Here is a 26,798-nt window from a genome sequence, read left to right on the forward strand (position 1 = left end):
AGAAATGTGGGGAAAAAGCGAATAGGTACCATTTCCCAATGGTACCTATACGGGTTGACGATATGGAGCTTTGTCGATGTTATCAAGCATTAATCCTGTGCCGATCGCTACACAGTCCATCGGATTTTCCGCAATAAAGACCGGTACTTTTAATTCTTGCGCAAGCAGTTGGTCGATGCCGTGAAGCAATGCCCCACCTCCTGTTAAGAAAACGCCGCGGTCAATAATGTCGGCTGATAGTTCTGGCGGTGTGCGCTCAAGCACGCTTTTTGCTGTTTGGACGATCGTATATACCGTTTCGCGCAGCGCTTTTTCAATTTCACCGGAACGAACAGTAATCGTTCTTGGTAAGCCTGTTACTAAATCGCGGCCGCGAATGTCCATCGCTTCATCGCGCGCATTCGGGAAAACAGTCGCGATATTGATTTTAATTTCTTCCGCTGTTCGCTCACCGATTAGTAGTTTATATTCTCGTTTAATATAACTTAAAATTTCTTGGTCAAATTTATCGCCCGCTACTTTAATGGATGCGGATGTGACGATATCACCCATCGATAATACGGCAACGTCCGTTGTGCCCCCACCGATGTCGATCACCATGTTTCCTGAAGGCTGGAAAATGTCCATTCCCGCACCGATCGCTGCCACTTTCGGCTCTTCTTCTAAATATACCTTTTTGCCTCCGCTTTTTTCCGCTGCTTCTTTAATCGCTTTTCGTTCGACGGACGTAATGTTTGTTGGACAGCAAATTAAAATGCGCGGTTTAGCAAACCATCCTTTTAAATTGAGTTTGCTTAAAAAATGTTTTAGCATCGCTTCCGTAATGTCGAAGTCCGCAATGACGCCATCTTTCAATGGACGAATGGCAACAATATGCCCAGGCGTGCGCCCAACCATGCGCCACGCTTCTTCCCCTACCGCTAACACCCGCTTTGTATGTTGATCAATCGCAACGACGGAAGGTTCGTTCAATACGATGCCTTTCCCTTTTACATAAATCAACACGTTCGCCGTGCCGAGATCGATGCCGATATCCCTTGCGAAAAACATATATGTTCCTCCTTGCCATTTCTCCTAATAAAATATTCTACCACAACGATAACGAAAAAGAGTACATTTTTCGCAAGGGGAACGAGAAATTTACGTCGCTTGCTCGGTTTCTTTTTTATACTTTTTCTTCGTTGCTTCTCCTCCACGCAAATGGCGAATGGATTTATGGTAATCTAAAATTTCTTTTACTTCATTCGCTAATTCGGGGTTAATTTCCGGGAGCCTCTCCGTTAAGTCTTTATGGACGGTGCTTTTAGACACACCGAACTCTTTCGCGATGACGCGAACGGTTTTTCTCGTCTCCACGATATACTTGCCAATCTTGATTGTACGCTCTTTGATGTAATCGTGCACACTGCTCGCCCTCCCTAAGTTGGATGTGAGAAGTGTGAAATGAGACGCATAAGGCGGTTGTCGCAGTGGCGTTTACTCGCTCATAACAAAGTCGTCAAGCTCATCTATTAATCGTTCATCTCACCTCAAACACCCTCGTTGTTCAAGTTTGTAATAGTGTATTAGGAAGGAAGAAAATATATGCCATAAAAAAGCGAACAGATGAGCATTTTGCCCATCTGTTCATGTTCTTGCCATTCCGATCGAAGCATCTGGCACAGTGCTTGACGGATCGGCTTCTTGTTCATTTGTTTCGCTTTGATTTGTTTCTTGTTGTTCCGCTTGTTGTTCCGTTGTTTGTTGTTCATTGTTTTCTAATGCGCTTAGCGGTTGATCGAAGTAAGCGACTGGGTTAACCGCTTGCCCATCTTTGCGAATTTCAAAGTGAACGTGAACGCCTGCTTCTTTATTGAACTCGTTTGTGCCCGCTTTTGCGATCACTTGCCCTTGTTTTACTGTGTCGCCTGTTTTCACTTGCACGTCTGTTAATGATTGATATACCGTCACAACGCCACGATCGTGTTGAAGATGAACGACGTAACCGAAGATCGGATCTTTTTCTGCTTTAATGACTGTTCCGCTTAACGATGCAGTTACATCAAAGCTTTCGCCGTTTTTCATCGCGATGTCGACACCTTTGTTCGGATAATATTCATCATTATAAGAGACGAGAGCGGCTTCTTGTTCTTCGGCTGATGCATGAAAATCGTAAAATGGTTTTGCGATTTCTACAGCATTCGGATCAAGGACAGGCATGACAATTTGTTCAACGGCTTGTTGTACAGGAACAGAGTCTGGTTCGTTCACAGCTGTGCCTTGTTGTGCTTCATCAACAGGCGGTTGGACGATGTCGTTTGTTTTGCTTTGGAACCAAAGCACACCTGTTAAAATGAGCGCTGCACTTAACAAATAAATCGAAGGAACAACCCAACGTTTACGGAACAACTTTGAAACTTTTTTGTTTTCTTCTTTCATGTTCATCACCTCAGCAACCATTGTGAACAGAAAGAAGAACATTTATACACATGAATACAAAAAAAATTGCCGCTTCAAAATTTTGAAGCGACAAGTGAAAGATCGTGAATTTGTACCCCTTGATAATAATATGTGACAATTTCTTTATACGTTTTCCCTTGTTTCGCTAAAAAGTTCGCTCCGTATTGACTCATGCCGACACCGTGGCCGTATCCTTTCGTCGTAATGACGATGTTATTTCCTTTCCTCTCCCACGTAAAATCAGTTGATTTTAACTGCAACTTTTCGCGCACGTCACGACCAGTGAGCTGTTTCCCGTTAATATCAACAAGAGCGACGCGTTTTCCCGGCGTGCGTGCAAGCACTTTGCCGATAGATGATCCGTCTTTCGGTAATTTCACACCGAGCCGTTGTTCAAATTCGCGAACCGATAACGTCACTTGTTCGTAAAACTTTGGCGACTGTTCATCCCACGGGCTTTCGACGCTCGTTAAATACGGAAACGCGTTTTGCCAATACGCTTCTGAGTTTTCCGTATAGCCGTTGCTTGTCGAGAAAAACGCCGCTTCAATCGGCTCGTTGTTGTACGTTAAAATTTGCCCTCTTGTCGCCTCGACCGCTTCTTTAATTTTTTTTATTTTCCATTCGTAACTCATGCCCCACAGTTGTTTTAACTGTTCTTCGTTATAATACACTTGATGCATGACCGTATCGGTGACGTTCGCCCCTTCTGGCAGTTCAATCGTCTGTTTATGCATAAGCTGTTTAACAATGTACGTCCTTGCGGTAAGCGCTTGTGCTTTCAACGCTTCCATTTCAAATTCCGCTGGCATTTCTGCCGCTACGACGCCGATGACATATTGTTCAAGCGGAAGCCGTTCGACTTTCTTTTCTTTACTTCGGTATACCGCCACTTCCACGATCGGTTCATCGCGCGCTTGAACGTGCTTCGGTTCGGCCGAAAGGGGTATGCTCTGCTTTTCCCCAAACGCTAAAACGACTAACGCAGGAATAAGTAAAATAAGTGTAAATAGTGTTATTGTTGCGATGATCCATTGTCGCAATCCGATCCCCCCTTTGTCATTACTAAACTGTATGCGAGGGGACAAGCATATATGCAAAAAACGACCATTCGCCTCCGCAAACGGTCGCTTTTATGTTCATCCAACGTCTGTCATTTGTGTTTGTGCCGTATCGACATCCTCGCGGACACGCTCGATGTCAGCACCTAGAGCGGCTAACTTTTCATGAAAACGAACGTAACCGCGATCTAAATGTTTCAGCTCCGTTACGCGCGTATATCCTTCCGCCGCAAGTCCAGCTAAAATGAGCGCGGCAGCAGCGCGCAAGTCGGTTGCGGCTACTTCCGCCCCTTGCAAGTTGCATGGGCCGTTAATAATAACGGAACGTCCTTCAATTTTCATATCTGCATTCATGCGACGAAATTCTTCGACATGCATAAAACGGTTTTCAAATACCGTTTCGGTTACCATGCTTGTGCCTTCTGCTTTCATCAATAGCGCCATCATTTGTGATTGCATATCTGTTGGAAAGCCGGGATGCGGCATCGTTTTGACGTCTACCGCTTTTAATTTGTCTGGCGCAATGACGCGCAAACCGTTATCTTCTTCAACGATCGTGACACCCATTTCCTCGAGCTTTGCGATTAACGACGTTAAATGTTCAGGCACTGCCCCTTGCACGAGAACGTTTCCACCTGTGATCGCAGCGGCAATCATAAACGTTCCTGCTTCAATGCGATCAGGAATAACCGCATGCTCTGCACCATATAATGCAGTGACACCGTCAATGCGAATCGTGCCTGTTCCAGCCCCGCGCACTTTCGCACCCATGGCGTTTAAAAAGTTTGCCAAGTCAACGATTTCTGGTTCTTTCGCACAGTTTTCGATGATCGTTGTGCCTTCAGCTAACACGGCCGCCATCATAATGTTTTCCGTCGCACCAACGCTCGGGAAGTCTAAATAAATTTTTGCACCGCGCAATTTTCCATTCACTTCTGCGTCGATAAAACCGTTGCCGATTTTCACCGTTGCACCCATCGCTTCAAATCCCTTTAAATGTTGGTCAATCGGTCGTGAGCCGATCGCACAGCCGCCCGGTAGCGCCACGCGCGCGCGGCCTTTACGCGCAAGCAACGGTCCCATCACTAATACAGATGCGCGCATTTTTCGTACATATTCAAAAGGTGCTTCAATCGTTAGCTCTCCAGATGCATCAACGACAATTTTGTTGTTGCCAACCGTTACGTCCGCTTGTAAATGACGCAACACTTCACTAATCGTATATACATCGGAGAGTTCAGGTACATCGTAAATGACGCTCTTTCCTTCACTCGCTAATAATGTTGCGGCGATGACAGGCAACACAGCGTTTTTCGCACCTTCCACTTTCACTGTGCCACTCAACCGCTTCCCGCCGCGGACGATGATTTTTTCCAAGGCATTCCCCTCCGCGTCCAAAGTCTCTATATTAATATTCAGATGTAATGATTGGGGTGCCAATGACAACGGTCGTTCGCGCGCCCAATCCGTTTTGTCGTAACGCCAGTTGAAGATTCATTTGTTGTTGTCCGACAGAAAGTGATGTCTTCCACTGCTCAGTATATGCTGAGAGGGAGACAAATGTCTCTTCACGCAATGATTCGATCGGTTGCGCTTGAAATGAAGCAAGCAAGCGAACCGCCTTGTCAAACAAAACACCTTTCATCTTACCATCGAATTCCCCTGTAATACAAGTAAAAAATGTAGGTTTTTCGAATAATTTTGTCGTTTGTCGGACGAGCGTGCGTTCGAGTTGTTTATTCCACGTTGAACCGGTTGCTTCGTATAAAACAAGGACAGCTGGATGATGAGCGTTCGTGATAAGTTGAATCGTTTCAACGTAAGCGGAGGTTTCACGTTTGCCAATCATCTTGTGCGGTTCAACCGTCCAACGAAAAGAGGACCATGTTCTCACGTATTGTTGGATCCAGTTGTGAGGGTCTGTCGTGAGCACTTGCTCTTTGGCGTAGACGTTCCATCGTTCGAGGTAAATATGATGAGCGTCAAATACGCCGAGCATGTCGTTTATTTTCGTTATTTCTCTTTCGACACGTTCACCATCATACATCCGATAACCACTTAATAACAAACAAAAAATAACGAGTGCCAACCATCTTTTTCTCATCTTTTTTCCCTTCCCCTCCTTAGCTTTATTGTTGCCAGATCGGAAGGGAACATACGTGAAAAAAATCGACAACGCTCGCGTTTAAAGTAAAAATGGCAACTGACGCGACCAGCGTAAATAATCTAAAAAGAAGTTGCTCACTAATGAGCCAATAGCAATCGTAATTAAAATGTAAAAGACGCGCGCTTGAATGATACGATTTGGTTTGAAAATGACTTCAAGTCGAACCGCTTGTAACGTCCACCACGTCACCGTAATAAAAAATAAATGAGAAAGTAAACTAATTAACGCCTCTTGTCCAAATACTTCCACGTTTATTCCTCCTTTCACAAAAGAAAATGGAAGGGTAAACCCCTTCCATTATACGTCTTATTGAAGAAAATCGCTAAAATGTTCAAACGGTGCAAGGAAATCGTAAGCGATGTTTGGAAACACCCCTAATAAAACGGTGCCGATGATACAAATAACGACAACCGCAATGACCCCAGGTGGCCACTCTAATCGGTGCGTATGTTCGACTGGTCGGAAAAACATTTGGACGAAAATTCCAAAGTAATATACGTAAGAGATGACCGTTGTGATCACCATAATCGACGCGAGCACATAATGAGCAGGCTCGACGATAAACGCTCCGAGGAAAATATTCATTTTCCCGATAAATCCAGCTGTCCCTGGGATACCTGCAAGCGATAGTAAAAAGATTGTCATCGCAATCGCCATAAGCGGCGAGCGGCGGTACAAACCGGCAAATATGCTTATATCTTCATCATCATGATGTTGAGAAACGACTTGCAAAATCGCAAATGCTCCAATCGTCATAAATACATATGCTAATAAGTAAAACCAAATCGCTTCAAACATAAACATCGACAAGCTCGCAAAAGCAACTAATACATATCCAGCATGCGCCACGCTTGAATATGCGAGCATACGCTTCACGTTTCGTTGTCGAAGGGCAATCGTATTGCCGATAATCATCGTTGCTCCTGCTAAAAAAGCGATATATGGCGCAAGCGTCATCAACATGGAAGCGGAACTTCCGGCTGGCGTTTGCGCAAAGACGGAAACGATAACACGCAATACAATGACAAATCCAGCTGTTTTAGAAACAACGCTTAAAAACGAAACAACAGGCGTCGTTGCACCTTGATATACATCAGGCGCCCACATATGAAACGGAGCGGATGCTAATTTAAACGATAATCCAACAAACGTGAGCAAAAAGGCGAGCGATAAAACGTATTGATGATTTTCATCGGACGTACTCGCAAGTTGTACGGCAATTTCTTTTATATTTGTCGACCCGGTAAAGCCAAATATGTAGCTCATTCCGAACAACGTAATGGCTGTTGCGATACTTCCCGTAATGACGTATTTCAACGCCGCTTCATTCGCTAACGTATGTTTTTTCCGAATGGCGACGAGAATATAAGAGGAAATCGACAATAGTTCAAGACCGACAAACAATGTAATGAGATCGCCGCTTGATGCCATCATCATCGCGCCGAGGAGAGCCGTTAAAAATAAGTAGTAAAATTCGCCGCGGTAGGCGATGCGCTCATTCGGTTCGTAATGAATCGCAAGAAGTAACACGAGCGCACTACCGATGAGCAATAACGCTTTAAACGATTTCGCAAACGAATCGAGGCGAAACGTATCATCTAAAATGGATGTAACATCACTCGTCCATAACCCAAGCAACGATACGAACGAAACGGCGACGCCAACGAAAGCAAATAAGCCAAGCAGCTGCCGATTGCGATTTTCTGGAATAAATAGGTCGATGAGCGAGAGCGCGACGGCTACGCCGAGAATAATAAATTCCGGCATCATAACGCCCCATTGATAACTAAGTAATGTTTCAAAATCCATCTCATCAACCCCCTAACCCGTTCATCATCGTTTCAATCGTCGTCTGCAGCGGCATCGCCAACACGTTCGGATATACCCCGATGATGATAATGAGTAACAGTAAACTAATGGCTGGCACCCATTCGATACCACGTAAATCGCGAACGCTCGTCACCGCTGTTTGCCCAAACGTCATGTCAAGTACAGCTCGCAACAAATATACCGCGGTCATAATAATACCGAGCGTACCGATCGCAGCGAGCCAAGGCGCTGCTTGAAATGCACCAACGAACGCCATAAACTCGCTAATAAATCCTGACGTCCCCGGCAACCCAAGCGAAGCCATCGCTCCAGCAAGAATAAATCCTGATGCATACGGCATCGTCTTCGCTAACCCTCCTAAACGAGCAAGCGTTGTTGTACGCGTTCTTTCGTACATGACCCCGACGAAGAAGAATAAGAACGCCGCGATAAATCCGTGTGACACCGCTTGGAAAATAGCTCCTTGTATTCCTGCCTCGTTTAGCGAACCAAGACCGATCAATACAATCCCCATATGTGACACACTCGAGTAAGCAAGTACCATTTTAAAATCGGTTTGTCTAAGTGCTAAAAACGCACCATACAATAAATTTACAACTCCTAAAACGATGAGCCATGTCGAAAATTGCTGGAATTGCCCAGGAAATAATCCGAGGGCGATACGAACGAGACCAAAAGCACCAATTTTCAACAAAACCCCTGCGTGCAGCATGACGACAGACGGCGGCGCTTGTACGTGCACGCGCAACATCCAACGATGGAGCGGCACGATCGGCAATTTTACCCCAAATGCAACAAGCAAGGCGATAAACAATCCGTAACGAAGATCGTCGGAAATTGGCGAAATCGTTTGTACCGATGAGTTAGTTAATATGTAACGCAACTCTGCTATATTCGATGTACCGGTACGTGCAAACAATACCGCAATGACGATCAATAAGACGGCTGAACCAAGACCGTTATAGATTAAATAGCTGTACGCTGCTTTTTCTTTTTCGAAATATCCCCATTTTCCGATTAAGAAAAACATCGGAATGAGCGTCAATTCGAAAAAGATGAAAAAGAGAACGAGGTTGCTTGCCGCAAATACGCCGAGCATGCCGATTTCAAGCAGTAAAAATAGTTGAAAATATCCTTTCCATTCTTTTTGAATAGACGTAGAAGCAATCGCCGCAAGCGTCGCTAAAATCGTCGTCAAAACGATCATCACAAGCGCAAAACCGTCAACATGAAGTTCATATGCAACAGTAAAATCCGTTTCCCTTAAAAACGGAAAATCGCCAAATCGAATCCATGAACGCTTTTCTGTCAGCTGGCTTATATCATAGCCGTTTCGATATTGCCAAAACGCAAACAGCGATAAACATAACGATGGCAGCGTCGCTAACACGCCGAGCCATTTGATCGCTTTTTCTTGTTCTTTCGGAAAGAGCGAAAGAACGAGTATGCCTAAAAGCGGGGAGAAAATTAAGAGCGATAAAAAGTATGGCTGCATTATAAATACCCCCCTGTCACCGCAAAAATGACGACGAGAATCGCTAAAGCGACAATCGTTACTGTGCCGTACATTTGTACTTGACCGTTTTGTAGACGCGAACCGATTCGTCCGATACCGCGCGTAGCTGCTGCAAGCGACCGAGCTATTCCTTCGACGAGGAAACGATCGATGTATTCAAACAACAAGCTGATGAATGCGGTCGCGCGCGTGACAGTCAGTCCGTAAAACTCGTCGACGTAATATTTATTCATAAGCACGTTGTACGTCATTGGGAAACGTGACGATAGCCAGTCGCGCGCAATCGCACGTTTGCCATATATGAGCCACGCAAAAGCCATGCCACATAAAGAAACAACAGTCGCAACAATCATAATCCAGCTCGGTCCTTCCGCATGTGCATGCCAGTTCGTTCCTTCCGTCAACCATTCGCCTAAAAACGCTCCCCACGGTGTTTGGACGTAGCCAGAAACGACAGCAAGCACGCCGAGCACAATCATCGGAAGCACCATAACCATTGGTGATTCGTGAACGTCGTGGACGTTCGTTCGCGCTTCCCCTGCAAATACAAGGAAAAATAAGCGGAACATATAAAACGCTGTGAAAAAGGCCGCAATAACAGCAACAACAAATAGACCGACATGCCCGTGCGTCCACGCGGCAATTAAAATTTCATCTTTGCTGAAAAAGCCTGAGAACAACGGAAACCCGCTAATCGCTAACGTTCCGATTAAAAAGAGTGGAGCGGTCCATTTCATTTTTTTCCATAATCCGCCCATTTGTTCAATGTTTTGCGTATGCACCGCATGAATGACGCTACCTGCAGCTAAAAAGAGGAGCGCTTTAAAAAAGGCGTGCGTCATTAAATGAAAGACACCTGCAACATAACCTGCGGAACCGAGCGCTAACATCATATAGCCAAGCTGGCTGACGGTGGAATATGCAAGCACGCGTTTAATGTCCGTTTGCACAAGACCGATCGATGCCGCAAAAATAGCGGTAAATCCTCCAACGTAAGCGACGGTCGTCATCGCTGTTTCACTCGCTTCATAAAGCGGGAACAATGTCGCCACTAAATATACCCCAGCCGCGACCATCGTTGCAGCGTGAATTAACGCTGATACAGGCGTTGGACCTTCCATCGCATCCGGAAGCCACGTATGAAGCGGAAATTGACCTGATTTTCCGACAGCGCCAATAAAAATAAGAATGGCGCTTAACGTGATGATTGTAGTCGATATATTTCCGTTTTGTAACGCGGCAAAAATGGCTTCATATTCAAAGCTGCCTACTTCAAGGAATAATAAAATCATGCCGATCAGCAAGCCGACATCCCCGATGCGCGTCATAATAAACGCTTTTTTCGCTGCAGCTTTTGCTTCTTCTTTGTAAAAATAAAATCCGATCAATAAGAACGAGCCGAGACCGACAAGCTCCCAAAAGATATACGTTTGCAGTAAGTTTGGTGATACGACGAGCCCGAGCATCGCAAATGTAAACAAGCCTAAATATGCGTAAAATACCGGAAAGCGCTCATCACCGTGCATATATCCTTTCGCATACGTATGTACGAGAAAACTAACAAGCGACACAACAACGAGCATTAATGCATTTAATGCGTTCACTTCAAAGCCGACCGTTATATCCACATCCCCGATTGTTAGCCATGTGTATGCTTGTTTATATGTTGATGCCGTCCATCGCTCATACAACGTTCCGAGAGCCAAAACGAGCGAAAGAAACGTCAACAACATCCCGACATACGCGCTTCGTTCTTTTAACTGCTTGCCAACGACAAGCAGCACAACAAACGATACGAACGGAAAAAGCGGTATGAGCCATGCGTTTTCCATCATCGTTCAATCATCCCCTTTTTCAGGTGCATTTATATATAACCCCTTTGTTTCCCATCCTTTATCGTTTCATCGAATCGACTTCATCAATATGAATCGTTTTGCGATTGCGGTATAGCGCAATTAAAATGGCTAATCCAACCGCTGCTTCTGCCGCTGCAACAGTAATCGTAAAGAGCGAAAACACTTGCCCTGTAATGCCTGGGTTTACGCCGTACTTGCTAAATGCGACTAAATTGACGTTTACAGCATTTAACATAAGTTCAATGCAAATGAGCACGATTACTGTATTGCGTTTTGTTAACGCTCCGTACAGCCCGATGCAAAATAACATAAGCGCAAATACGAGATAGGCGGATAACGGTACGCTCATTCTCCCTCCTCCTTATCATCTTTTTTTGCTAAAATGACGGCGCCAACGAGAGCAACGAGCAATAATACAGATGTTAGTTCAAACGGAATGACGTACTTCGAATACATCGCGATTCCGATTTGTTCCGTATTTTTATCATGAAGCCCAACCGCTTCGCTGCCAAAGTCGAGCGTGCGAATGCCGATATACATCACGGCACCGAAGGCAACCGTACCGAGCAACGCGAGCGCTTTACGAAGCGGGCTTCCTGTCGATTGTCCGTCATCTTGGTGGCGCGTCAGCATAATGCCAAACAACATAATGATCGTAATTGCCCCAGAGTAAATAAGCACTTGAACAGCTGCGACAAATTCAGCTGATAAAAGTACGTAAATGCCGGCGATGCTGACGAACGTAAATACAAGGGCGACGACCATATGGACGACTTTGTTTAAATTTAACATAAAAATGCCGCCGCCAAGCGCAATGAGCGCAAGAACGAAAAACGCAATATATTGTCCACTCATGGCTTATTCACCTTCCGCACGTTCGTATCGTTTTCATCAAGCCACGTTAAATCTTTAAATAACTCATCGCGGCTATATTCCGCTAATTCAAAGTTGTTCGTCATGACAATCGCCTCTGTTGGACACACTTCGGTACATAAGTCGCATAAAATGCAAATTTCAAAATTAATGTCGTACGTATCAATAATTTTTCCTTTTTTCGTCGGGTCCGGATGCTTTTTGCCCGTCAATTGAATACAGTCGGTCGGGCAAATGTTTGCGCACTGATTGCAAACGATACATTTTTCCGGATAAAACTTTTGAATGCCGCGAAAGCGATCCGGAAGCGGAAGCGGTTCATTCGGATAATCGTACGTCACTTTTTCTTTTGTTAAGTTTTTCAGCGTATACGCTAATCCTTTCATTAAACCGAGCATTTCTGCCCACCCACCTTTTTATTTAAAAAAATAGTTGTTTCACAAGCGCTGTTACAAAAATGTTGACGAGTGCAACAGGCAATAACACTTTCCAACCAAACTCCATCAATTGATCAGCCCGCACACGCGGAAACGTAATGCGAAACCAAATGAATAAAAAGACGATGAGACTAAACTTCAATGCAAACCAAACCGCTCCTGGAATAAAATCGAGAAACGGAAGCGGATGCCATCCTCCTAAAAAGAGTACCGTCGTTAATGCCGCCATCGCAAAAAAGTACACGTACTCTGCAAGCATGAAAAACGCCCAACGGAAGCCAGAATACTCAACGTGGAAACCTGCTACAAGCTCTGATTCCGCTTCTGGCAAGTCAAACGGCGTCCGGTTTAACTCCGCCACAGCAGCGATCAAAAAGACGAGAAATCCAATCGGCTGCACAACGATAAACCAAACTTCTTTTTGCGCGTCGACAATGTCGTTTAAGTTTAAGCTTCCCGACAACAAAATGACACCGATGACCGACATGACGAGAGGCACTTCGTATGAAATCATTTGCGCGGCTGCGCGCATGCCTCCAAGTAGCGCATATTTATTGTTTGACGCCCATGCGCCTGTCACAACGCCAATCGTCGTTAATCCTGATACCGCGATGTAATACAACAGCCCGACACCAATATCGGCAAATTGTAACGCATCCGTAAACGGCAACGCTGCCAACACCATAAACGCAGGGGCAAACGCAATGACCGGTGCTAAAATGAACAATGGCCGATCGGCTGCTTTTGGAATTGTATCTTCTTTCAATAGTAGTTTTAATACGTCCGCAACTGTTTGTAGTAGCCCCCAGCGGCCCCCGACTTGGTTTGGACCGATGCGCCCTTGCATAAATCCCATCACTTTTCGTTCCGCTAAAATGCCGTACGTAACAAACCCTAATACAACGAGCAACAAGCCAACACCAATCGCGAAAAATATCGCAACATTTGTCCAGCTCGGCGTCGACTGTAAAAGTTGTTCCATCATTATCCATCGACCTCCCCAAGCACGATATCAATCGCGCCAAGTATCGCAATTAAATTTGCGATATTTTCCCCTTTTAATAGTTTCGGAAGGATTTGTAAATTATAAAATGACGGTCGACGGAATTTTAAGCGGTACGGCTCTTTTTTCCCGTCGCTCGCAATGTAGCACCCAATTTCTCCGCGCGGCGACTCGATGCGCACATACGCCTCGCCCGGTGGCGCTTTAATAATTTTCGGCACTTTCGCCATAATTTCACCGCCATCCGGAAACTGTTCACACGCCTGTTCAATAATGCGGAGCGATTGCTCAATTTCAGCAAGACGGCATTCATAACGGGCGAAGCAATCACCTTCCGTACGAACAGGCACGTCAAAATCAAATCGGTCGTAAATAGAATACGGCTCATCTTTTCGTAAATCCCATTTTACACCTGTACAACGCAAATTGACCCCACTTAATGAATATGCTAACGCTTCTTCTTTCGTATACTTTCCGACTCCGATGACGCGATTGCGGAAAATTTCATTTCCTGTCACAAGTTCATGATAACCTTCTAGTTGCTTGCGCATATATGGAACGAACTGTTTCACTTTGTCGATCCATCCATCTGGCGCATCCCATTTCACGCCGCCGACACGCATGTAGTTAAACGTTAGGCGCGCGCCTGATAATTCGTTTAATAAATTAATAATCATTTCCCGCTCACGAAACGCATATAAAAACGGGCTGACTGCACCAATATCAAGCAAATACGTACCCCACCAAACGAGATGGCTCGCAATACGGCCAAGCTCCATCGCTAAAACACGTAAATATTCTGCGCGCTCTGGCACTTCAATACCCATCATCGTTTCTACTGCGTGACAAATAACGTAATTGTTCGTCATCGCCGATAAATAGTCCATGCGATCTGTGTACGGAATGATTTGTGTATACTGCAAATTTTCCGCAATTTTTTCTGTCCCGCGATGAAGATAACCGATGACGGGAGTCGCTTCTTTAATTATTTCCCCATCAATTTTCAGCACGAGGCGAAACACGCCATGCGTGCTCGGATGTTGCGGTCCGACGTTTAAAAGCATCTCCTCTGTTCTCAGCACGCTCTAACCCTCCATATCGTACGGTTCGTAATCTTTCCGGAGCGGGTAGCCGACCCAATTTTCCCCTAAGAAAATGCGAATGAGGTTTGGATGGCCTTCAAAACGAATACCAAGCAAGTCGTACGCCTCGCACTCCGGCCAATTTGCCCCTGGCCAAAGCGGAACAAGCGAGTCAATGACCGGATTGTCGCGATCTATTTTTACTTTCAACGCAACGGACTGGCGATTTTTATAAGAATACAAGTGGACGTACACTTCCATATGTGTTTGAAAATCCGTTCCGTGCAATTCGGATAAATAATCAAAACTTAGTTGCTCGTTATATTTTAAAAACTCAGCTACTTTATAATATGTATCTTTTTTCACAACGAGTGTCGGTACGTCTTTCGACAAACGATTGATGTAAGCGTTTTCTAAAACATCTTTTCCGAGATGTTGTTCAATCACTTTGACGTATTTGTCGAGATATGGCTGATTTGGTGAAGGTTTTTCCTCTTTTTGTTCAGCGACATCTGCATTTTTTGCTTTTGCTGCTGCTGCAGCTTTTGCTTTCGCCGCTGCTGCCGCTTTTTTCTTCGCTAATTCTTCTTCACTTAATTCGCCTGTCTCCGCAGCTTTTTGTTTCGCCAATGCTGCTGCTTTTGCTTTCGCTGCTGCTGCCGCTTTTTTCTTCGCTAACTCTTCTTCGCTCAAGCCCCCTGTCTCCGCAGCTTTTTGTTTCGCCAATGCTGCTGCTTTTGCTTTCGCTGCTGCTGCAGCTTTTTTCTTCGCTAACTCTTCTTCGCTCAAGCCCCCTGTCTCCGCAGCTTTTTGTTTCGCCAATGCTGCCGCTTTCGCTTTCGCCGCTGCTTTTTTCTTCGCAAGCGCAAGGTCATCTTCGCTTTCGAGCGATGGCTCAGTTTGTTCGGCTGCTTGTTTTGCTGCCAATCGCTCTTTTGCTAATTGTTTCGCCCGTTCCGCTGCTTCTTTTTTTAGTTGCTGTAAATCTTTTTCATCGCTCATTTACAGCACCCTCTTTCCTGTTTTTGCTTCATAGCGAATCTTCTCTTTTAACTTATTAATGCCATAAATAAGGGCAGCTGGGTTTGGCGGACAGCCCGGAATATATACATCAACCGGTACAATTTGATCGACGCCTTTGACAACGCAATACGATTTTACATATGGCCCGCCTGCGGTTGCACATGATCCCATCGCAATGACCCATTTCGGCTCAGGCATTTGATCGTACAAGCGGCGAACAATTGGCGCCATTTTTTTCGTGACTGTACCTGAAACGATCATGACATCAGATTGACGAGGTGACGTACGGAAAAAAGATCCAAAGCGATCTAAATCGTAATGTGAAGAACCGACCCCCATCATTTCAATGGCGCAACAGGCAAGTCCGAACGTAAGCGGCCATAGCGAGTTGCTGCGCGCCCACGCTTTTAGCTGTTCTAATGTCGTTAAAAAGACGTTGCGACGCATTTCTTCCATTTCCTGATCTGATACGTTCAATAACTTTACATCCATTTTAACACCTTCTTCTTCCAAGCATACACAAGTCCAATCAACAACATGACGACGAAAATAAGCATTTCGATGATGGCAAATGCACCGAGCTTTTCAAATGCCACCGCCCACGGATATAAAAATACAGTTTCTACATCAAAAATGACGAACAGCAACGCAAAGATGTAATATCTCACGTTAAATTGCACGCGCGAATCGTGGAATGGATCCAATCCGCTCTCGTACGTTGTTTGCTTCGCTGCATTTGGCGCATGTGGACGAAGAAAACGTCCCGCTGTGAGCGCAACGATCGGAAGTAAAATACCTAAACAAAGAAACACAAAGACGACTACATAACTGTTTACATAAACGTTCAACGATGCCCCACCCCTTTGTGACTTTATACACATTTTTCGAAAACGTCATACTATTACGACTGTAACCGATAACATTATATCACTTCTTCACATATGTGTCGATAAAACTTGTTCCAAAAACAAGAAAAACACCCCCTCTTTCTAATAACAAAAAACCCCTAAGAGACGATGCTCTTAGGGTTAAAAGTTGCGATTCGCGACATTTAAACGGTTGAGCGCGCGACGTAAAGCTAGCTCAGCCCGCTTATGATCAATATCTTCTTGTTTTGCTTGCAGACGGCGTTCAGCCCGCTCTTTCGCCGCTTTTGCACGCGCCACATCAATATCTTCTGCTCGTTCCGCTGCTTGCGCCAAAATCGTGACGCGATCAGGGCGAACTTCTAAAAAGCCGCCGCTCACCGCGACAAGCTCTGTCGCGTTTCCTTTTTTCAAACGAACCGCGCCAATCTCTAGCGGTGCGACCATCGGAATGTGCCCTGGCAACACGCCGAGTTCGCCGCTTTGCGCTTTAGCGCTCACCATTTCCACATCCGCTTCATATACTGGGCCGTCCGGAGTTACGACACTGACTTTAATCGTCTTCATGGAAAATCCTCCTCGGTCCCTTATTAAACTTCTACGCCCATTTTTCTCGCTTTTTCAATTACTTCTTCAATACGGCCGACTAAGCGGAACGCATCTTCTGGAAGATGGTCATATTTTCCTTCCAAAATTTCTTTAAAGCCACGAACTGTCTCTTTTACAGGAACGTATGAACCTGGTTGTCCTGTAAACTGTTCAGCAACGTGAAAGTTTTGCGACAAGAAGAACTGAATGCGACGAGCGCGATGAACGACAAGTTTATCTTCTTCTGAAAGCTCATCCATACCGAGAATCGCAATAATGTCTTGCAATTCTTTATAGCGTTGCAACGTTTGTTGTACTTTACGAGCAACTTGATAGTGCTCTTCTCCAACAATCTCAGGAGAAAGCGCACGAGATGTTGATGCAAGCGGGTCTACCGCTGGGTAAATACCCATCTCAGATAATTTACGCTCTAAGTTTGTCGTTGCATCTAAGTGTGCGAACGTTGTCGCTGGCGCTGGGTCTGTGTAGTCGTCTGCTGGTACGTAAATCGCTTGGATCGATGTAACCGAACCGACTGCTGTTGATGTAATACGTTCTTGTAATTGACCCATTTCTGTCGCAAGCGTTGGTTGGTAACCTACCGCTGAAGGCATGCGTCCTAATAGGGCGGAAACTTCTGAACCTGCTTGCGTGAAGCGGAAAATGTTATCGATGAAGAACAATACGTCTTGTCCTTGCTCATCACGGAAATATTCCGCCATCGTCAATCCTGTTAATGCGACGCGCATACGTGCTCCAGGTGGCTCGTTCATTTGACCGAATACCATCGCTGTTTTGTTAATAACGCCAGAGTCTTTCATTTCATGGTACAAGTCGTTTCCTTCGCGCGTACGCTCACCAACGCCGGCGAATACGGAAATACCACCGTGCTCTTGCGCGATGTTGTTAATTAACTCTTGAATTAAAACCGTTTTTCCTACCCCTGCACCGCCGAACAAACCGATTTTTCCACCTTTAATATAAGGTGCAAGCAAGTCAACGACTTTAATTCCTGTTTCAAGAATTTCAACTTGTGTTGAAAGCTGTTCGAATTTTGGTGCCGGACGGTGAATTGAATCGCGGCGAGCGTCTGCTGGGATTTCTTCTCCTAAGTCAATCGGCTCCCCTAGTACGTTAAATACACGTCCGAGCGTCACTTCACCGACAGGAACAGAAATTGGTGCTCCTGTATCGATAACTTCCATGCCACGCACTAATCCGTCTGTCGTTGACATCGCAATTGTGCGTACTGTATCGTCCCCAAGGTGAAGGGCTACTTCTAACGTTAAGTCGATATCGACTTCTTTTTCGTTACGCGCTTTATGTTTAATTTTTAGGGCGTTGTAAATCGCAGGTAAGTGTCCGTCTTCGAACTTGACGTCTACAACAGGACCCATAACTTGAATAACGCGTCCTTTTGCCATCGTTTTCCCTCCTAACTGCTAATCAACGTTATTGCAATGCGTTCGCTCCGGCCACAATCTCTGTAATTTCTTGCGTAATCGCTGCTTGACGGGCACGGTTGTAAGAAAGTGTAAGCGTCCGAATCAATTCTTTTGCGTTGTCTGTTGCGTTTTTCATCGCTGTCATCCGCGCTGCATGTTCGCTCGCTTTCGCATCGAGCAATGCACCGTAAATTAAGCTTTCTGCGTATTGTGGCAACAACACTTCTAAAATTTCTTCTTGTGACGGCTCAAATTCGTATGTCGTTAACTTTTTATCGGAAGCTAAATCCGTTAATGGCAATAGCTTTTTCTCTGTGACATCTTGTTGGATGGCACTGACGAAATGGTTGTAAAACATATACAACTCATCAAACGTACCATCTGCAAACATGTTTACTGTTTTGTTTGCAATTTCTTTAATATCCGCAAACACCGGTTGGTCTGGCAAACCGGTAATATGTAAAGCTACCGGGATGTTGCGGCGTTTAAAGAAATTTAAACCGACGCGGCCGATTGCGATGATCGCATATTCCTCTGTTGAACGGTGACGCTCTTGAATCGTTTGAAAAACGGCACGAAGCACGTTGCTGTTGTAAGCACCTGCTAAACCGCGGTCAGACGTAATGACTAAATATCCCGTCTTTTTGACTGGGCGCTTTACAAGCATCGGATGAGAAGCGTCATTGCTGCCAAGTGCAACGCTCGCGACGACTTCTTGAATTTTTTCCATGTACGGCGTGAACGATCTCGCATTATGTTCAGCACGGTTTAACTTTGAGGCCGAGACCATTTCCATCGCTTTCGTAATTTGGCTCGTCTTTTTTGTCGTATTAATGCGCGCTTTAATATCGCGTAACGATGCTCCCAAAGGTTTCACCACCTTTTTCGCTCAATTGTTGAAAGGGACGGAACAGCCATGCTGTTCCGCTCTCCACTCTACTTTTGTTACTCGGATACAACAAACGTCTTTTTGAACGCTTCAATTGCTTTATTGAAGTCTTCTTCGTTTGGAAGATCGCCTGTTGTGCGAATATGCTCCATTAGCTTTTGACCGTTCTCGTCCTTATCTAACCATGCATGGAACTCTTTTTCAAAGCGGCGAATATCTTCGACTGGAATATCATCTAAGAAACCGCGCGTTAATGCATAAATGATCGCTACTTGCTTTTCCACTGGCAGCGGCTCATGTAAACCTTGTTTTAACACTTCAACTGTGCGCGCACCGCGAGCAAGTTTTGCTTGTGTCGCTTTATCAAGGTCGGAACCGAACTGCGCGAACGCCTCTAGCTCACGATATGCCGCTAAGTCCAGACGCAACGTACCTGATACTTTTTTCATCGCTTTAATTTGTGCTGCCCCACCGACGCGCGATACGGAAAGACCGGCGTTGATCGCTGGACGCACACCAGAGAAGAACAAATCAGACTGCAAGAAAATTTGTCCGTCTGTAATAGAAATAACGTTCGTTGGAATGTATGCTGAAATGTCGCCCGCTTGCGTTTCAACAAAAGGTAACGCTGTTAATGAACCTGCACCTTTTGCATCGCTTAATTTCGCTGCGCGCTCAAGCAAGCGAGAATGCAAGTAGAATACGTCACCCGGATACGCTTCACGACCTGGCGGACGGCGTAATAATAACGAAAGCTCACGGTAAGCTGCCGCTTGTTTTGATAAATCATCATATACAACGAGAACGTGTTGTCCTTTGTACATGAAGTATTCGCCCATCGTTACGCCCGCATATGGCGCTAAGAATAAAAGCGGAGCTGGTTGTGACGCAGACGCTGTAACGACGATTGTGTAATCTAATGCCCCGTATTTGCGCAACGTTTCAACGACGTTACGAACGGTTGATTCTTTTTGTCCGATCGCCACATAAATACAAATCATGTTTTTACCTTTTTGGTTGATGATTGTATCTACCGCAACGGACGTTTTACCTGTTTGACGGTCTCCGATAATTAACTCACGCTGACCGCGACCGATTGGCACAAGCGCGTCAATCGCTTTAATTCCCGTTTGTAATGGCTCATGAACAGATTTACGATCCATGACGCCAGGTGCTGGGCTTTCAATTGGGCGAGTTGCTGTCGTTTCGATTGGACCAAGACCGTCTACCGGTTGTCCTAATGGGTTTACGACGCGACCGATTAACGCTTCACCGACTGGCACTTCCATAATGCGACCTGTCCGACGTACTTCGTCGCCTTCTTTAATGCCTGTGTACGGTCCTAAAATAACGATACCGACGTTGTTTTCTTCTAAGTTTAGCGCCAATCCCATGACGCCGTTGGCAAACTCAACAAGCTCTCCTGACATGACGTTGTCGAGGCCATGAGCACGAGCGATTCCGTCACCGACTTGAATGACTGTGCCGACATCGCTCACTTCGATTTCAGACTGATAGTTTTCGATTTGCTTTTTTATCAGCGCGCTAATTTCTTCCGCTTTGATGCTCATGCATTTCACCCCTATCTATAAATGTTAGCGAGTTAACTGTCGCTGTAATCTTGCTAATTTTCCGCTGACGCTTCCGTCGAAAATACGGTTGCCAATGCGCACTTTTACGCCACCGATCACATCTTTATCGATGATGTTTGTGATGCGAAGCGTGTCGACGCCGACTTTTTTCGCAAACACTTCTGCTAGCGCATTCGTTTCATCTTCTGTTAACGGACGAGCGGAATAGACGATCGCCTCAGCTACACCGCGCGCTTCATTTGCTAGTGCAATAAACGCATCTGCCAAATCGCTGACGATGTCGATGCGATGGCGATCTAAAAGCAACATTAATGTATGTTTTAATACCGTCGAAATGTTCGCAAACGCTTCTTCAATGAGCGCTTTCTTTTTTGCTAGCGCAATTTTTGGATGATTGAGCACAGAAAGAAGCGCTTCATGTTGTGCAAACACTTGTTTGACGACGCGAAGTTCTTGTTCGAGCTGATCAAGAAGCTGCTGTTCTTTCGCAATTTCAAAAAGTGCCGACGCATATCGTTTCGCTACGACTTGTTTGTTCATCGGCTTTCTCCTACCTCTTGAATGTACTCGCTAATCAGCTTCGCTTGATCTTGTTCGCTCAATTCTTTTTCAATTACTTTTGATGCAATAAGTACGGATAAGGAAGCAACTTGTTGACGCAATGCCGCCATCGCTTGCTCTTTTTCTTGTGCGATTTCTTTTTTCGCTGCTTCTTTTAAGCGCTCTGCTTCAGCACGCGCTGCTTGAATGATTTGTTCTTTTTGCTCTTCACCAAGTTTGCGTGCTTCCTCGATAAGTGCTTGCGCTTCTTGGCGCGATTTTTTCATTAGTTCACGTTGCTCTTCTGCAAGCTTTTTCGCTTCTTGATGATGTTTTTCCGCCTGCTCGATCTCGTTCGCAATATGCTCTTCGCGTTGTTTCATGACGCCCATTAACGGCCCAAATGCATATTTACGAAGCAAGAACATGAGCAATAGGAACATAATTAATTGGAATGCGATATCACCGCCGTTGAACCCATGTCCACCAGCGCCTAATACAAACATGTTTACCACCGCGCGTTTCACTCCCTTCAAAAATCGCCCGAATATCACTCGGAGCGTGTGCGTACGAACATAAAGGAATGGCGAAGGTTCTCGTATGAGACGGACTTCGCCATTATTGAACCGTTTCGTATAAGTTCACTTTGACAATTACTTGCCCATAACCATGAACGCTACAACAACCGCGATAATCGGAATCGCTTCGACTAGTGCTACCCCGATGAACATCGTCGTTTGAAGTGCTCCACGAGCCTCAGGTTGACGAGCAATTCCCTCTACTGTACGACTGACAATCATACCGTTACCAAATCCTGCACCAAGTGCTGCTAAACCGATTGCAATTGCAGCTGCTAAAGCTCCCATATTTAACTCCTCCTTAAAAGCTGTTTTTTGAGAACAAAGTTGTTAATATATTCTAATGGTCATGGCTCACTTTGTGAGACATATAAACCATCGTTAACATAGTGAAAATAAATGCTTGAATCGCACCAACGAAAATACTAAATGCTTGCCATACAATTGTAGGAATGATCGCTAAAACAGTGCCAGCAAATCCAGTCGCTAGACCACCAGCCAACAATCCTAGCAAAATTTCACCCGCGAAAATGTTTCCGTATAAACGGAGACCGAGTGTTAGAGTATTCGCAAACTCCTCAATAATCTTCAACGGGAACAAAAACGGCATCGGGCTAACAAAACCTTCGGCATATCCTTTTAACCCTTTCATTTTAATGCCGTAATAGTGAGACAATCCAACTACCATTGTAGCGAGTGTAAGTGTGATCACAGGATCAGCGGTCGGGGACTTCCACCATAGTTCGTCGTTAATGACGACCGCAAAAGGTAGACCAAGCATATTGGCTACAAAAATATACATAATCAGCGTAACACCCAATACTTGGAATCTCCCGCCTGTTTGCCAATCCATGTTACTTTTAATAATTCCTTTAACAAAATCCATAACCCACTCAAGAAAATTTTGCATGCCAGTTGGTTTCATCGACAAGTTGCGGGTAGCCAATAAAGCGATCACAAAAACGATGACGGATGTAACCGTAATCATCATTACGTTTGACAAATTAAAGGTTAATCCAAACAATTCATACAGAGGAGCCTCATGATGCACCTTTACTCACCTCTCTTCCCCTTTGTTTTTTTGGAAAAAGAAATCTATCATAATGACAATATAAGATGTCATTAATCCTACCACTATCCAAACGATCGACAAGTGTTCTGGATAACGCAACGCAAAAATGGCACCCAATGTAGCGGCCGCCATACGTGAGAGCATGCCGAGTGAAACTACTCGCTCCCCTAGAATAACAGCTCGTCCTAGTCGCTCAACCCTTCTAATGAGCGTCCACGTATTAAATAAGCCGATAATCGTTCCAATAATTAAACTTAAAAATATTTTTTCGTATGACGAAAAACCCCATCCTAATACATAAACAGCCAACAAATATAGTATGTATGATTTGTGACGTCGCCAATGCTGCTGCAGTTCGTTCATTTTTCCTCTCCTGAAAAAAATGAGCGAATGAGGCGAATCATTGCGTAAACACCAGCCGCTAAGCCGAGCAACAAGCCGACAATTAAAAAGAGCGGTTCAGTATCAAAGTGTTCGTCGGCAAAACGCCCGCCAAAAATCCCAACTAAAACGGAACCGACAAGCTGGGAAGAGATGGCCGTCATCAAACCGATCGCTCGAAACGGATGGCGCTCATGTTGCCGCATAAGAAAGCCTCACTTTTCATTTTCAGAATTTACTGTATTTTAAAAAAGTTTATCCTTATCCCTTTGTAAGCATACAATAGCGAAAACTCGATGTCAATGTGTTCGGTCACAAAAGTAAGGAAAATTTTTGACAAAGAAAAAGGGATGTGCTCCTACATCCCTTTTTCATGTTGAAACGGCGTCGGTGGAACATCGCTTTGCCCGAAATAATAACGAATCGCTTCAACAATCCGCTTTGATGCCCACCCATCACCGTACGGGTTTGACGCTTTCGCCATTTGCTCGTATGCTCTTTCGTCTGTTAATAATTCACTTGCTAGCGCATAAATCGTTTGTTCATCCGTTCCAGCTAGCTTGAGCGTTCCTGCCTCAATGCCTTCTGGGCGTTCCGTTGTATCGCGTAGCACAAGGACAGGCACACCAAGCGAAGGGGCTTCTTCTTGCACGCCACCTGAGTCCGTTAAAATGATATGTGCTCTTGCCGCAAAGTTGTGGAAGTCGATCACATCTAACGGCTCGATTAAATGAATGCGTTCATCGTTTCCTAATATGTCGTTCGCTAACTCGCGCACGACAGGATTTAAATGAACAGGATACACAACTTGCACATCATCATAATCTTCGACAAGCCTTTTTACCGCACGGAACATATTGCGCATCGGTTCACCAAGGTTTTCACGACGATGCGCTGTCAATAAAATCATCCGACCTCCTGCAACCTTTTGTAAAATCGAATGCGTATACGCTTCACGCACCGTTGTTTTTAATGCATCAATCGCTGTATTCCCTGTAATGAAAATGGATTGTTCTGGCTTATTTTCTGCGCGCAAGTTTTCAGCCGCTTTCGCTGTCGGAGCAAAATGCAAATCAGCTAATACCCCCGTTAATTGGCGATTCATTTCTTCTGGAAACGGCGAGTATTTATTCCACGTTCTTAACCCCGCTTCCACGTGCCCAACAGCAATTTGGTTGTAAAACGCCGCAAGGCTAGCGACAAATGTCGTTGTCGTGTCGCCGTGGACGAGCACGATGTCGGGCTTTACTTTTTTCATGACGTCGTCTAAACCAGCAAGCGCTCTTGTCGTAATATCGACAAGCGTTTGACGCTCTTTCATAATGTTTAAATCGTAATGCGGCTGAATGCCAAAAATATCAAGCACTTGATCAAGCATTTGACGATGTTGTGCTGTCACAGTTACAATCGACTCAATATCTTCGTATTTTTGCAATTCTAACACGAGCGGAGCCATTTTAATGGCTTCCGGTCTCGTTCCGAAAATGGTCATGACTTTTCGTTTTCCCATTATGCTCACCTTACTTCGTCCCGAATAGACGGTCGCCAGCATCGCCAAGACCTGGGACAATGTAGCCATGATCGTTTAATTTTTCGTCTAATGCAGCGATATAAATGTCGACGTCTGGATGCGCTTGTTGCACCGCTTCGACTCCTTCTGGTGCGGCGATTAAACACATAAATTTAATGTTTTTCGCCCCGCGTTTTTTGAGCGCATGAATCGCCTCAACAGCTGATCCCCCTGTCGCAAGCATCGGGTCGACAACAATAAAGTCGCGCTCTTCGACATCTGTCGGAAGCTTCACGTAATATTCAACCGGCTTTAACGTCTCTGGGTCGCGATATAAGCCGATATGTCCAACTTTCGCCGCTGGAATAAGCTTTAAAATACCGTCTACCATTCCGATTCCTGCACGTAAAATCGGGATGATACCTAATTTTTTCCCTGCGATCACTTTCGCTCTCGCTTTGCTAACAGGCGTCTCAATATCAACTTCTTGAAGCGGCAAATCGCGCGTAATTTCAAACGCCATAAGCGTCGCCACTTCTTCGACAAGCTCGCGAAACTCTTTTGTTCCTGTATGTTTGTCGCGAATGTATGTAAGCTTATGTTGAATTAACGGATGATCAAATACGTACACTTTACTCATGTCAGTCGCCCCTTTTTTTCATATGCATTCTTGTAAATTTTACATAAAAACAAACGAGGATTCAACTTACGATTTAAAGAAAAAGGTGCCCCGATGGACACCTTATACGTACAGTGGAAATTTTTCAGTTAATGCGGCAACACGTTGGCGCGCCTCTTCTAATTTTTGCTCATCGTCTTTATGTTTGAGCGCAAGCGAGATGATGCGCGCAATTTCATCCATTTCCTCAAGCCCAAATCCGCGGCTTGTCACCGCTGCTGTACCGATGCGAATGCCGCTAGTAACAAACGGGCTTTCTGGATCGTACGGAATCGTGTTTTTATTGACTGTAATACCGATCTCATCGAGCACTTTTTCAGCCACTTTTCCTGTTAATCCGATGGAACGGAGGTCAATGAGCAATAAATGGTTGTCCGTTCCGCCAGAAACGAGTGTAAATCCTTCTGCTACGAGCGCTTCCGCTAAACGTTTCGCATTGTTTACAATGTTTTGTGCATACGTTTTGAAATCGTCTTGTAACGCCTCACCGAGCGCCACAGCTTTTGCAGCGATCACATGCATAAGCGGACCGCCTTGAATGCCCGGGAAAATCGCTTTATCAATTTGTTTAGCAAACTGTTCTTGACATAAAATCATGCCTCCGCGCGGACCGCGTAACGTTTTATGCGTTGTTGTCGTGACAAAATGGGCATACGGCACAGGATTTGGATGCAACCCTGCCGCGACAAGTCCGGCGATGTGGGCCATATCGACCATGAAATAGGCGCCTACTTCATCAGCGATTTCACGGAACTTCGCAAAGTCAATCGTGCGCGGATATGCGCTTGCCCCAGCAACGATTAATTTCGGTTTATGCTTTAACGCTTTTTCACGAACGTCATCGTAATTAATACGGTGCGTTTCTGGATCAACGCCGTATTCAATGAAATTGTATTGGATACCGCTAAAATTCACCGGGCTTCCGTGCGTTAAATGCCCGCCGTGCGATAAGTTCATGCCAAGCACAGTATCCCCATGTTGTAAAATTGTAAAATATACCGCCATGTTCGCTTGCGCTCCAGAGTGTGGTTGAACATTTGCATGCTCCGCTCCGAACAATTGTTTTGCACGTTCGCGCGCAAGCTCTTCCACGACGTCAACATGTTCACAACCGCCGTAATAGCGACGGCCTGGATATCCTTCAGCATACTTGTTCGTTAATACTGATCCTTGCGCTTCCATCACCGCTTCACTAACGAAGTTTTCCGATGCAATCAATTCAATTTTTGTTTGTTGTCGTTTTAATTCATCTTGAATGGCTTGAAATACTTTCGGATCTTGCTGTGACAAGCGACTCATTGACAATCCTCCCCTAAAGTGTGAATATTCTTTTTTATCTTAACACATTTTCAAATGAAAAAGTGAACAAAT

The 26,798-nt window shown here is 45.0% G+C and carries 31 protein-coding genes; all 31 read right to left on the minus strand.

Annotated features, from left to right (window positions below; genetic code table 11):
- Positions 1–45: 45 nt before the first annotated feature.
- Entirely contained in the window at positions 46–1,050 is a 1,005-nt protein-coding gene (locus NSQ23_RS15065) for a rod shape-determining protein (protein ID WP_339171918.1), read from the minus strand.
- Positions 1,051–1,140: 90 nt separating this feature from the next.
- The gene (gene spoIIID / locus NSQ23_RS15070; protein WP_003396966.1) at positions 1,141–1,404 is read right to left on the minus strand and encodes a sporulation transcriptional regulator SpoIIID; all 264 of its coding nucleotides are present in this window, start codon (positions 1,402–1,404) and stop codon (positions 1,141–1,143) included.
- A gap of 222 nt (positions 1,405–1,626) precedes the next feature.
- A complete protein-coding gene (locus NSQ23_RS15075) occupies positions 1,627–2,439 on the minus strand; it encodes a M23 family metallopeptidase (protein ID WP_339171921.1) in 813 nt (270 codons plus the stop codon).
- Positions 2,440–2,492: 53 nt separating this feature from the next.
- Positions 2,493–3,482 carry a stage II sporulation protein D gene (gene spoIID / locus NSQ23_RS15080; protein WP_339171922.1) on the minus strand — a complete coding sequence of 330 codons (990 nt, stop codon included), beginning with the start codon at positions 3,480–3,482 and terminating at the stop codon, positions 2,493–2,495.
- Positions 3,483–3,578: 96 nt separating this feature from the next.
- A complete protein-coding gene (gene murA, locus NSQ23_RS15085) occupies positions 3,579–4,877 on the minus strand; it encodes a UDP-N-acetylglucosamine 1-carboxyvinyltransferase (protein ID WP_339171924.1) in 1,299 nt (432 codons plus the stop codon).
- Between the two features lie 31 nt (positions 4,878–4,908).
- The gene (locus tag NSQ23_RS15090; RefSeq protein ID WP_339171927.1) at positions 4,909–5,604 is read right to left on the minus strand and encodes a YwmB family TATA-box binding protein; all 696 of its coding nucleotides are present in this window, start codon (positions 5,602–5,604) and stop codon (positions 4,909–4,911) included.
- A gap of 81 nt (positions 5,605–5,685) precedes the next feature.
- Positions 5,686–5,916 carry a DUF1146 family protein gene (locus NSQ23_RS15095; RefSeq protein WP_164875846.1) on the minus strand — a complete coding sequence of 77 codons (231 nt, stop codon included), beginning with the start codon at positions 5,914–5,916 and terminating at the stop codon, positions 5,686–5,688.
- A 57-nt stretch (positions 5,917–5,973) separates the two neighbouring features.
- On the minus strand, positions 5,974–7,476 hold the full coding sequence (gene nuoN / locus NSQ23_RS15100; RefSeq protein ID WP_064220717.1) for an NADH-quinone oxidoreductase subunit NuoN: 1,503 nt from the start codon (positions 7,474–7,476) through the stop codon (positions 5,974–5,976).
- Positions 7,477–7,480: 4 nt separating this feature from the next.
- Positions 7,481–8,992 (minus strand): NADH-quinone oxidoreductase subunit M, encoded by a 1,512-nt coding sequence (locus NSQ23_RS15105; RefSeq protein ID WP_339171930.1) that lies wholly within the window; start codon positions 8,990–8,992, stop codon positions 7,481–7,483.
- On the minus strand, positions 8,992–10,848 hold the full coding sequence (nuoL, locus tag NSQ23_RS15110) for an NADH-quinone oxidoreductase subunit L (protein WP_339171932.1): 1,857 nt from the start codon (positions 10,846–10,848) through the stop codon (positions 8,992–8,994). Before nuoL ends, NSQ23_RS15105 begins: the two co-directional genes overlap by 1 nt.
- A 58-nt stretch (positions 10,849–10,906) precedes the next feature.
- A complete protein-coding gene (nuoK, locus tag NSQ23_RS15115; protein ID WP_339171938.1) occupies positions 10,907–11,218 on the minus strand; it encodes an NADH-quinone oxidoreductase subunit NuoK in 312 nt (103 codons plus the stop codon).
- Positions 11,215–11,724: an NADH-quinone oxidoreductase subunit J gene (locus tag NSQ23_RS15120; protein WP_339171941.1), complete on the minus strand. Its 510-nt coding sequence runs from the start codon at positions 11,722–11,724 to the stop codon at positions 11,215–11,217. Before NSQ23_RS15120 ends, nuoK begins: the two co-directional genes overlap by 4 nt.
- The gene (nuoI, locus tag NSQ23_RS15125) at positions 11,721–12,140 is read right to left on the minus strand and encodes an NADH-quinone oxidoreductase subunit NuoI (protein WP_003396988.1); all 420 of its coding nucleotides are present in this window, start codon (positions 12,138–12,140) and stop codon (positions 11,721–11,723) included. The genes NSQ23_RS15120 and nuoI overlap by 4 nt, the downstream gene beginning before the upstream one ends.
- Before the next feature lie 22 nt (positions 12,141–12,162).
- Complete coding sequence (gene nuoH / locus NSQ23_RS15130; RefSeq protein WP_339171943.1) at positions 12,163–13,164, minus strand: NADH-quinone oxidoreductase subunit NuoH; 1,002 nt, start codon at positions 13,162–13,164, stop codon at positions 12,163–12,165.
- On the minus strand, positions 13,164–14,264 hold the full coding sequence (locus NSQ23_RS15135) for an NADH-quinone oxidoreductase subunit D (protein WP_004892993.1): 1,101 nt from the start codon (positions 14,262–14,264) through the stop codon (positions 13,164–13,166). The genes nuoH and NSQ23_RS15135 overlap by 1 nt, the downstream gene beginning before the upstream one ends.
- A gap of 3 nt (positions 14,265–14,267) precedes the next feature.
- Complete coding sequence (locus NSQ23_RS15140; RefSeq protein ID WP_339171946.1) at positions 14,268–15,266, minus strand: NADH-quinone oxidoreductase subunit C; 999 nt, start codon at positions 15,264–15,266, stop codon at positions 14,268–14,270.
- Positions 15,267–15,779, minus strand: a complete 513-nt coding sequence (locus NSQ23_RS15145; protein ID WP_003396994.1) for an NADH-quinone oxidoreductase subunit B — start codon at positions 15,777–15,779, stop codon at positions 15,267–15,269.
- Positions 15,770–16,168 carry an NADH-quinone oxidoreductase subunit A gene (locus tag NSQ23_RS15150; RefSeq protein WP_035019004.1) on the minus strand — a complete coding sequence of 133 codons (399 nt, stop codon included), beginning with the start codon at positions 16,166–16,168 and terminating at the stop codon, positions 15,770–15,772. Before NSQ23_RS15150 ends, NSQ23_RS15145 begins: the two co-directional genes overlap by 10 nt.
- Before the next feature lie 147 nt (positions 16,169–16,315).
- Positions 16,316–16,720, minus strand: coding sequence for a F0F1 ATP synthase subunit epsilon (locus tag NSQ23_RS15155; protein WP_003396996.1), 405 nt, complete (start codon positions 16,718–16,720; stop codon positions 16,316–16,318).
- A gap of 23 nt (positions 16,721–16,743) precedes the next feature.
- Positions 16,744–18,165: a F0F1 ATP synthase subunit beta gene (gene atpD, locus NSQ23_RS15160; protein WP_339171952.1), complete on the minus strand. Its 1,422-nt coding sequence runs from the start codon at positions 18,163–18,165 to the stop codon at positions 16,744–16,746.
- Positions 18,166–18,193: 28 nt separating this feature from the next.
- Positions 18,194–19,054: a F0F1 ATP synthase subunit gamma gene (locus NSQ23_RS15165; protein ID WP_339171955.1), complete on the minus strand. Its 861-nt coding sequence runs from the start codon at positions 19,052–19,054 to the stop codon at positions 18,194–18,196.
- A 77-nt stretch (positions 19,055–19,131) separates the two neighbouring features.
- Positions 19,132–20,646 (minus strand): F0F1 ATP synthase subunit alpha, encoded by a 1,515-nt coding sequence (gene atpA / locus NSQ23_RS15170; RefSeq protein WP_006319888.1) that lies wholly within the window; start codon positions 20,644–20,646, stop codon positions 19,132–19,134.
- A 24-nt stretch (positions 20,647–20,670) separates the two neighbouring features.
- Positions 20,671–21,207 (minus strand): F0F1 ATP synthase subunit delta, encoded by a 537-nt coding sequence (locus tag NSQ23_RS15175; protein WP_064220722.1) that lies wholly within the window; start codon positions 21,205–21,207, stop codon positions 20,671–20,673.
- The gene (gene atpF, locus NSQ23_RS15180) at positions 21,204–21,713 is read right to left on the minus strand and encodes a F0F1 ATP synthase subunit B (RefSeq protein WP_035044969.1); all 510 of its coding nucleotides are present in this window, start codon (positions 21,711–21,713) and stop codon (positions 21,204–21,206) included. Before atpF ends, NSQ23_RS15175 begins: the two co-directional genes overlap by 4 nt.
- Positions 21,714–21,860: 147 nt before the next feature.
- Entirely contained in the window at positions 21,861–22,073 is a 213-nt protein-coding gene (gene atpE / locus NSQ23_RS15185; protein ID WP_339171960.1) for a F0F1 ATP synthase subunit C, read from the minus strand.
- Between the two features lie 52 nt (positions 22,074–22,125).
- Positions 22,126–22,836 (minus strand): F0F1 ATP synthase subunit A, encoded by a 711-nt coding sequence (gene atpB, locus NSQ23_RS15190; protein WP_339171963.1) that lies wholly within the window; start codon positions 22,834–22,836, stop codon positions 22,126–22,128.
- A gap of 6 nt (positions 22,837–22,842) precedes the next feature.
- Positions 22,843–23,220 (minus strand): ATP synthase subunit I, encoded by a 378-nt coding sequence (locus NSQ23_RS15195; protein WP_339171965.1) that lies wholly within the window; start codon positions 23,218–23,220, stop codon positions 22,843–22,845.
- Positions 23,217–23,444: an AtpZ/AtpI family protein gene (locus NSQ23_RS15200; protein WP_339171967.1), complete on the minus strand. Its 228-nt coding sequence runs from the start codon at positions 23,442–23,444 to the stop codon at positions 23,217–23,219. The genes NSQ23_RS15195 and NSQ23_RS15200 overlap by 4 nt, the downstream gene beginning before the upstream one ends.
- 152 nt (positions 23,445–23,596) lie before the next feature.
- Entirely contained in the window at positions 23,597–24,748 is a 1,152-nt protein-coding gene (wecB, locus tag NSQ23_RS15205; RefSeq protein WP_339171970.1) for a UDP-N-acetylglucosamine 2-epimerase (non-hydrolyzing), read from the minus strand.
- A gap of 10 nt (positions 24,749–24,758) precedes the next feature.
- Positions 24,759–25,388 carry a uracil phosphoribosyltransferase gene (upp, locus tag NSQ23_RS15210; RefSeq protein ID WP_021095055.1) on the minus strand — a complete coding sequence of 210 codons (630 nt, stop codon included), beginning with the start codon at positions 25,386–25,388 and terminating at the stop codon, positions 24,759–24,761.
- A 102-nt stretch (positions 25,389–25,490) separates the two neighbouring features.
- A complete protein-coding gene (glyA, locus tag NSQ23_RS15215; RefSeq protein WP_339171974.1) occupies positions 25,491–26,726 on the minus strand; it encodes a serine hydroxymethyltransferase in 1,236 nt (411 codons plus the stop codon).
- Positions 26,727–26,798: the final 72 nt, after the last annotated feature.

It is taken from the genome of Anoxybacillus sp. FSL W8-1294 (genome assembly GCF_037965005.1).
Classification (GTDB): domain Bacteria; phylum Bacillota; class Bacilli; order Bacillales; family Anoxybacillaceae; genus Anoxybacillus; species Anoxybacillus flavithermus_G.

Bases quoted from the DNA above. Each gene is read 5' to 3' on its own strand.
- NSQ23_RS15065 (WP_339171918.1), bottom strand. From the start codon at position 1,050: ATGTTTTTCGCAAGGGATATCGGCATCGATCTCGGCACGGCGAACGTG.
- NSQ23_RS15075 (WP_339171921.1), bottom strand. From the start codon at position 2,439: ATGGTTGCTGAGGTGATGAACATGAAAGAAGAAAACAAAAAAGTTTCA.
- NSQ23_RS15090 (WP_339171927.1), bottom strand. From the start codon at position 5,604: ATGAGAAAAAGATGGTTGGCACTCGTTATTTTTTGTTTGTTATTAAGT.
- nuoN (WP_064220717.1), bottom strand. From the start codon at position 7,476: ATGGATTTTGAAACATTACTTAGTTATCAATGGGGCGTTATGATGCCG.
- NSQ23_RS15105 (WP_339171930.1), bottom strand. From the start codon at position 8,992: ATGCAGCCATACTTTTTATCGCTCTTAATTTTCTCCCCGCTTTTAGGC.
- nuoL (WP_339171932.1), bottom strand. From the start codon at position 10,848: ATGATGGAAAACGCATGGCTCATACCGCTTTTTCCGTTCGTATCGTTT.
- nuoK (WP_339171938.1), bottom strand. From the start codon at position 11,218: ATGAGCGTACCGTTATCCGCCTATCTCGTATTTGCGCTTATGTTATTT.
- NSQ23_RS15120 (WP_339171941.1), bottom strand. From the start codon at position 11,724: ATGAGTGGACAATATATTGCGTTTTTCGTTCTTGCGCTCATTGCGCTT.
- nuoI (WP_003396988.1), bottom strand. From the start codon at position 12,140: ATGCTCGGTTTAATGAAAGGATTAGCGTATACGCTGAAAAACTTAACA.
- nuoH (WP_339171943.1), bottom strand. From the start codon at position 13,164: ATGATGGAACAACTTTTACAGTCGACGCCGAGCTGGACAAATGTTGCG.
- NSQ23_RS15140 (WP_339171946.1), bottom strand. From the start codon at position 15,266: ATGAGCGATGAAAAAGATTTACAGCAACTAAAAAAAGAAGCAGCGGAA.
- NSQ23_RS15145 (WP_003396994.1), bottom strand. From the start codon at position 15,779: ATGGATGTAAAGTTATTGAACGTATCAGATCAGGAAATGGAAGAAATG.
- NSQ23_RS15150 (WP_035019004.1), bottom strand. From the start codon at position 16,168: ATGTGTATAAAGTCACAAAGGGGTGGGGCATCGTTGAACGTTTATGTA.
- NSQ23_RS15155 (WP_003396996.1), bottom strand. From the start codon at position 16,720: ATGAAGACGATTAAAGTCAGTGTCGTAACTCCGGACGGCCCAGTATAT.
- atpD (WP_339171952.1), bottom strand. From the start codon at position 18,165: ATGGCAAAAGGACGCGTTATTCAAGTTATGGGTCCTGTTGTAGACGTC.
- atpA (WP_006319888.1), bottom strand. From the start codon at position 20,646: ATGAGCATCAAAGCGGAAGAAATTAGCGCGCTGATAAAAAAGCAAATC.
- NSQ23_RS15175 (WP_064220722.1), bottom strand. From the start codon at position 21,207: ATGAACAAACAAGTCGTAGCGAAACGATATGCGTCGGCACTTTTTGAA.
- atpF (WP_035044969.1), bottom strand. From the start codon at position 21,713: ATGTTTGTATTAGGCGCTGGTGGACATGGGTTCAACGGCGGTGATATC.
- atpE (WP_339171960.1), bottom strand. From the start codon at position 22,073: ATGGGAGCTTTAGCAGCTGCAATTGCAATCGGTTTAGCAGCACTTGGT.
- NSQ23_RS15195 (WP_339171965.1), bottom strand. From the start codon at position 23,220: ATGAACGAACTGCAGCAGCATTGGCGACGTCACAAATCATACATACTA.
- NSQ23_RS15200 (WP_339171967.1), bottom strand. From the start codon at position 23,444: ATGCGGCAACATGAGCGCCATCCGTTTCGAGCGATCGGTTTGATGACG.
- wecB (WP_339171970.1), bottom strand. From the start codon at position 24,748: ATGGGAAAACGAAAAGTCATGACCATTTTCGGAACGAGACCGGAAGCC.
- upp (WP_021095055.1), bottom strand. From the start codon at position 25,388: ATGAGTAAAGTGTACGTATTTGATCATCCGTTAATTCAACATAAGCTT.
- glyA (WP_339171974.1), bottom strand. From the start codon at position 26,726: ATGAGTCGCTTGTCACAGCAAGATCCGAAAGTATTTCAAGCCATTCAA.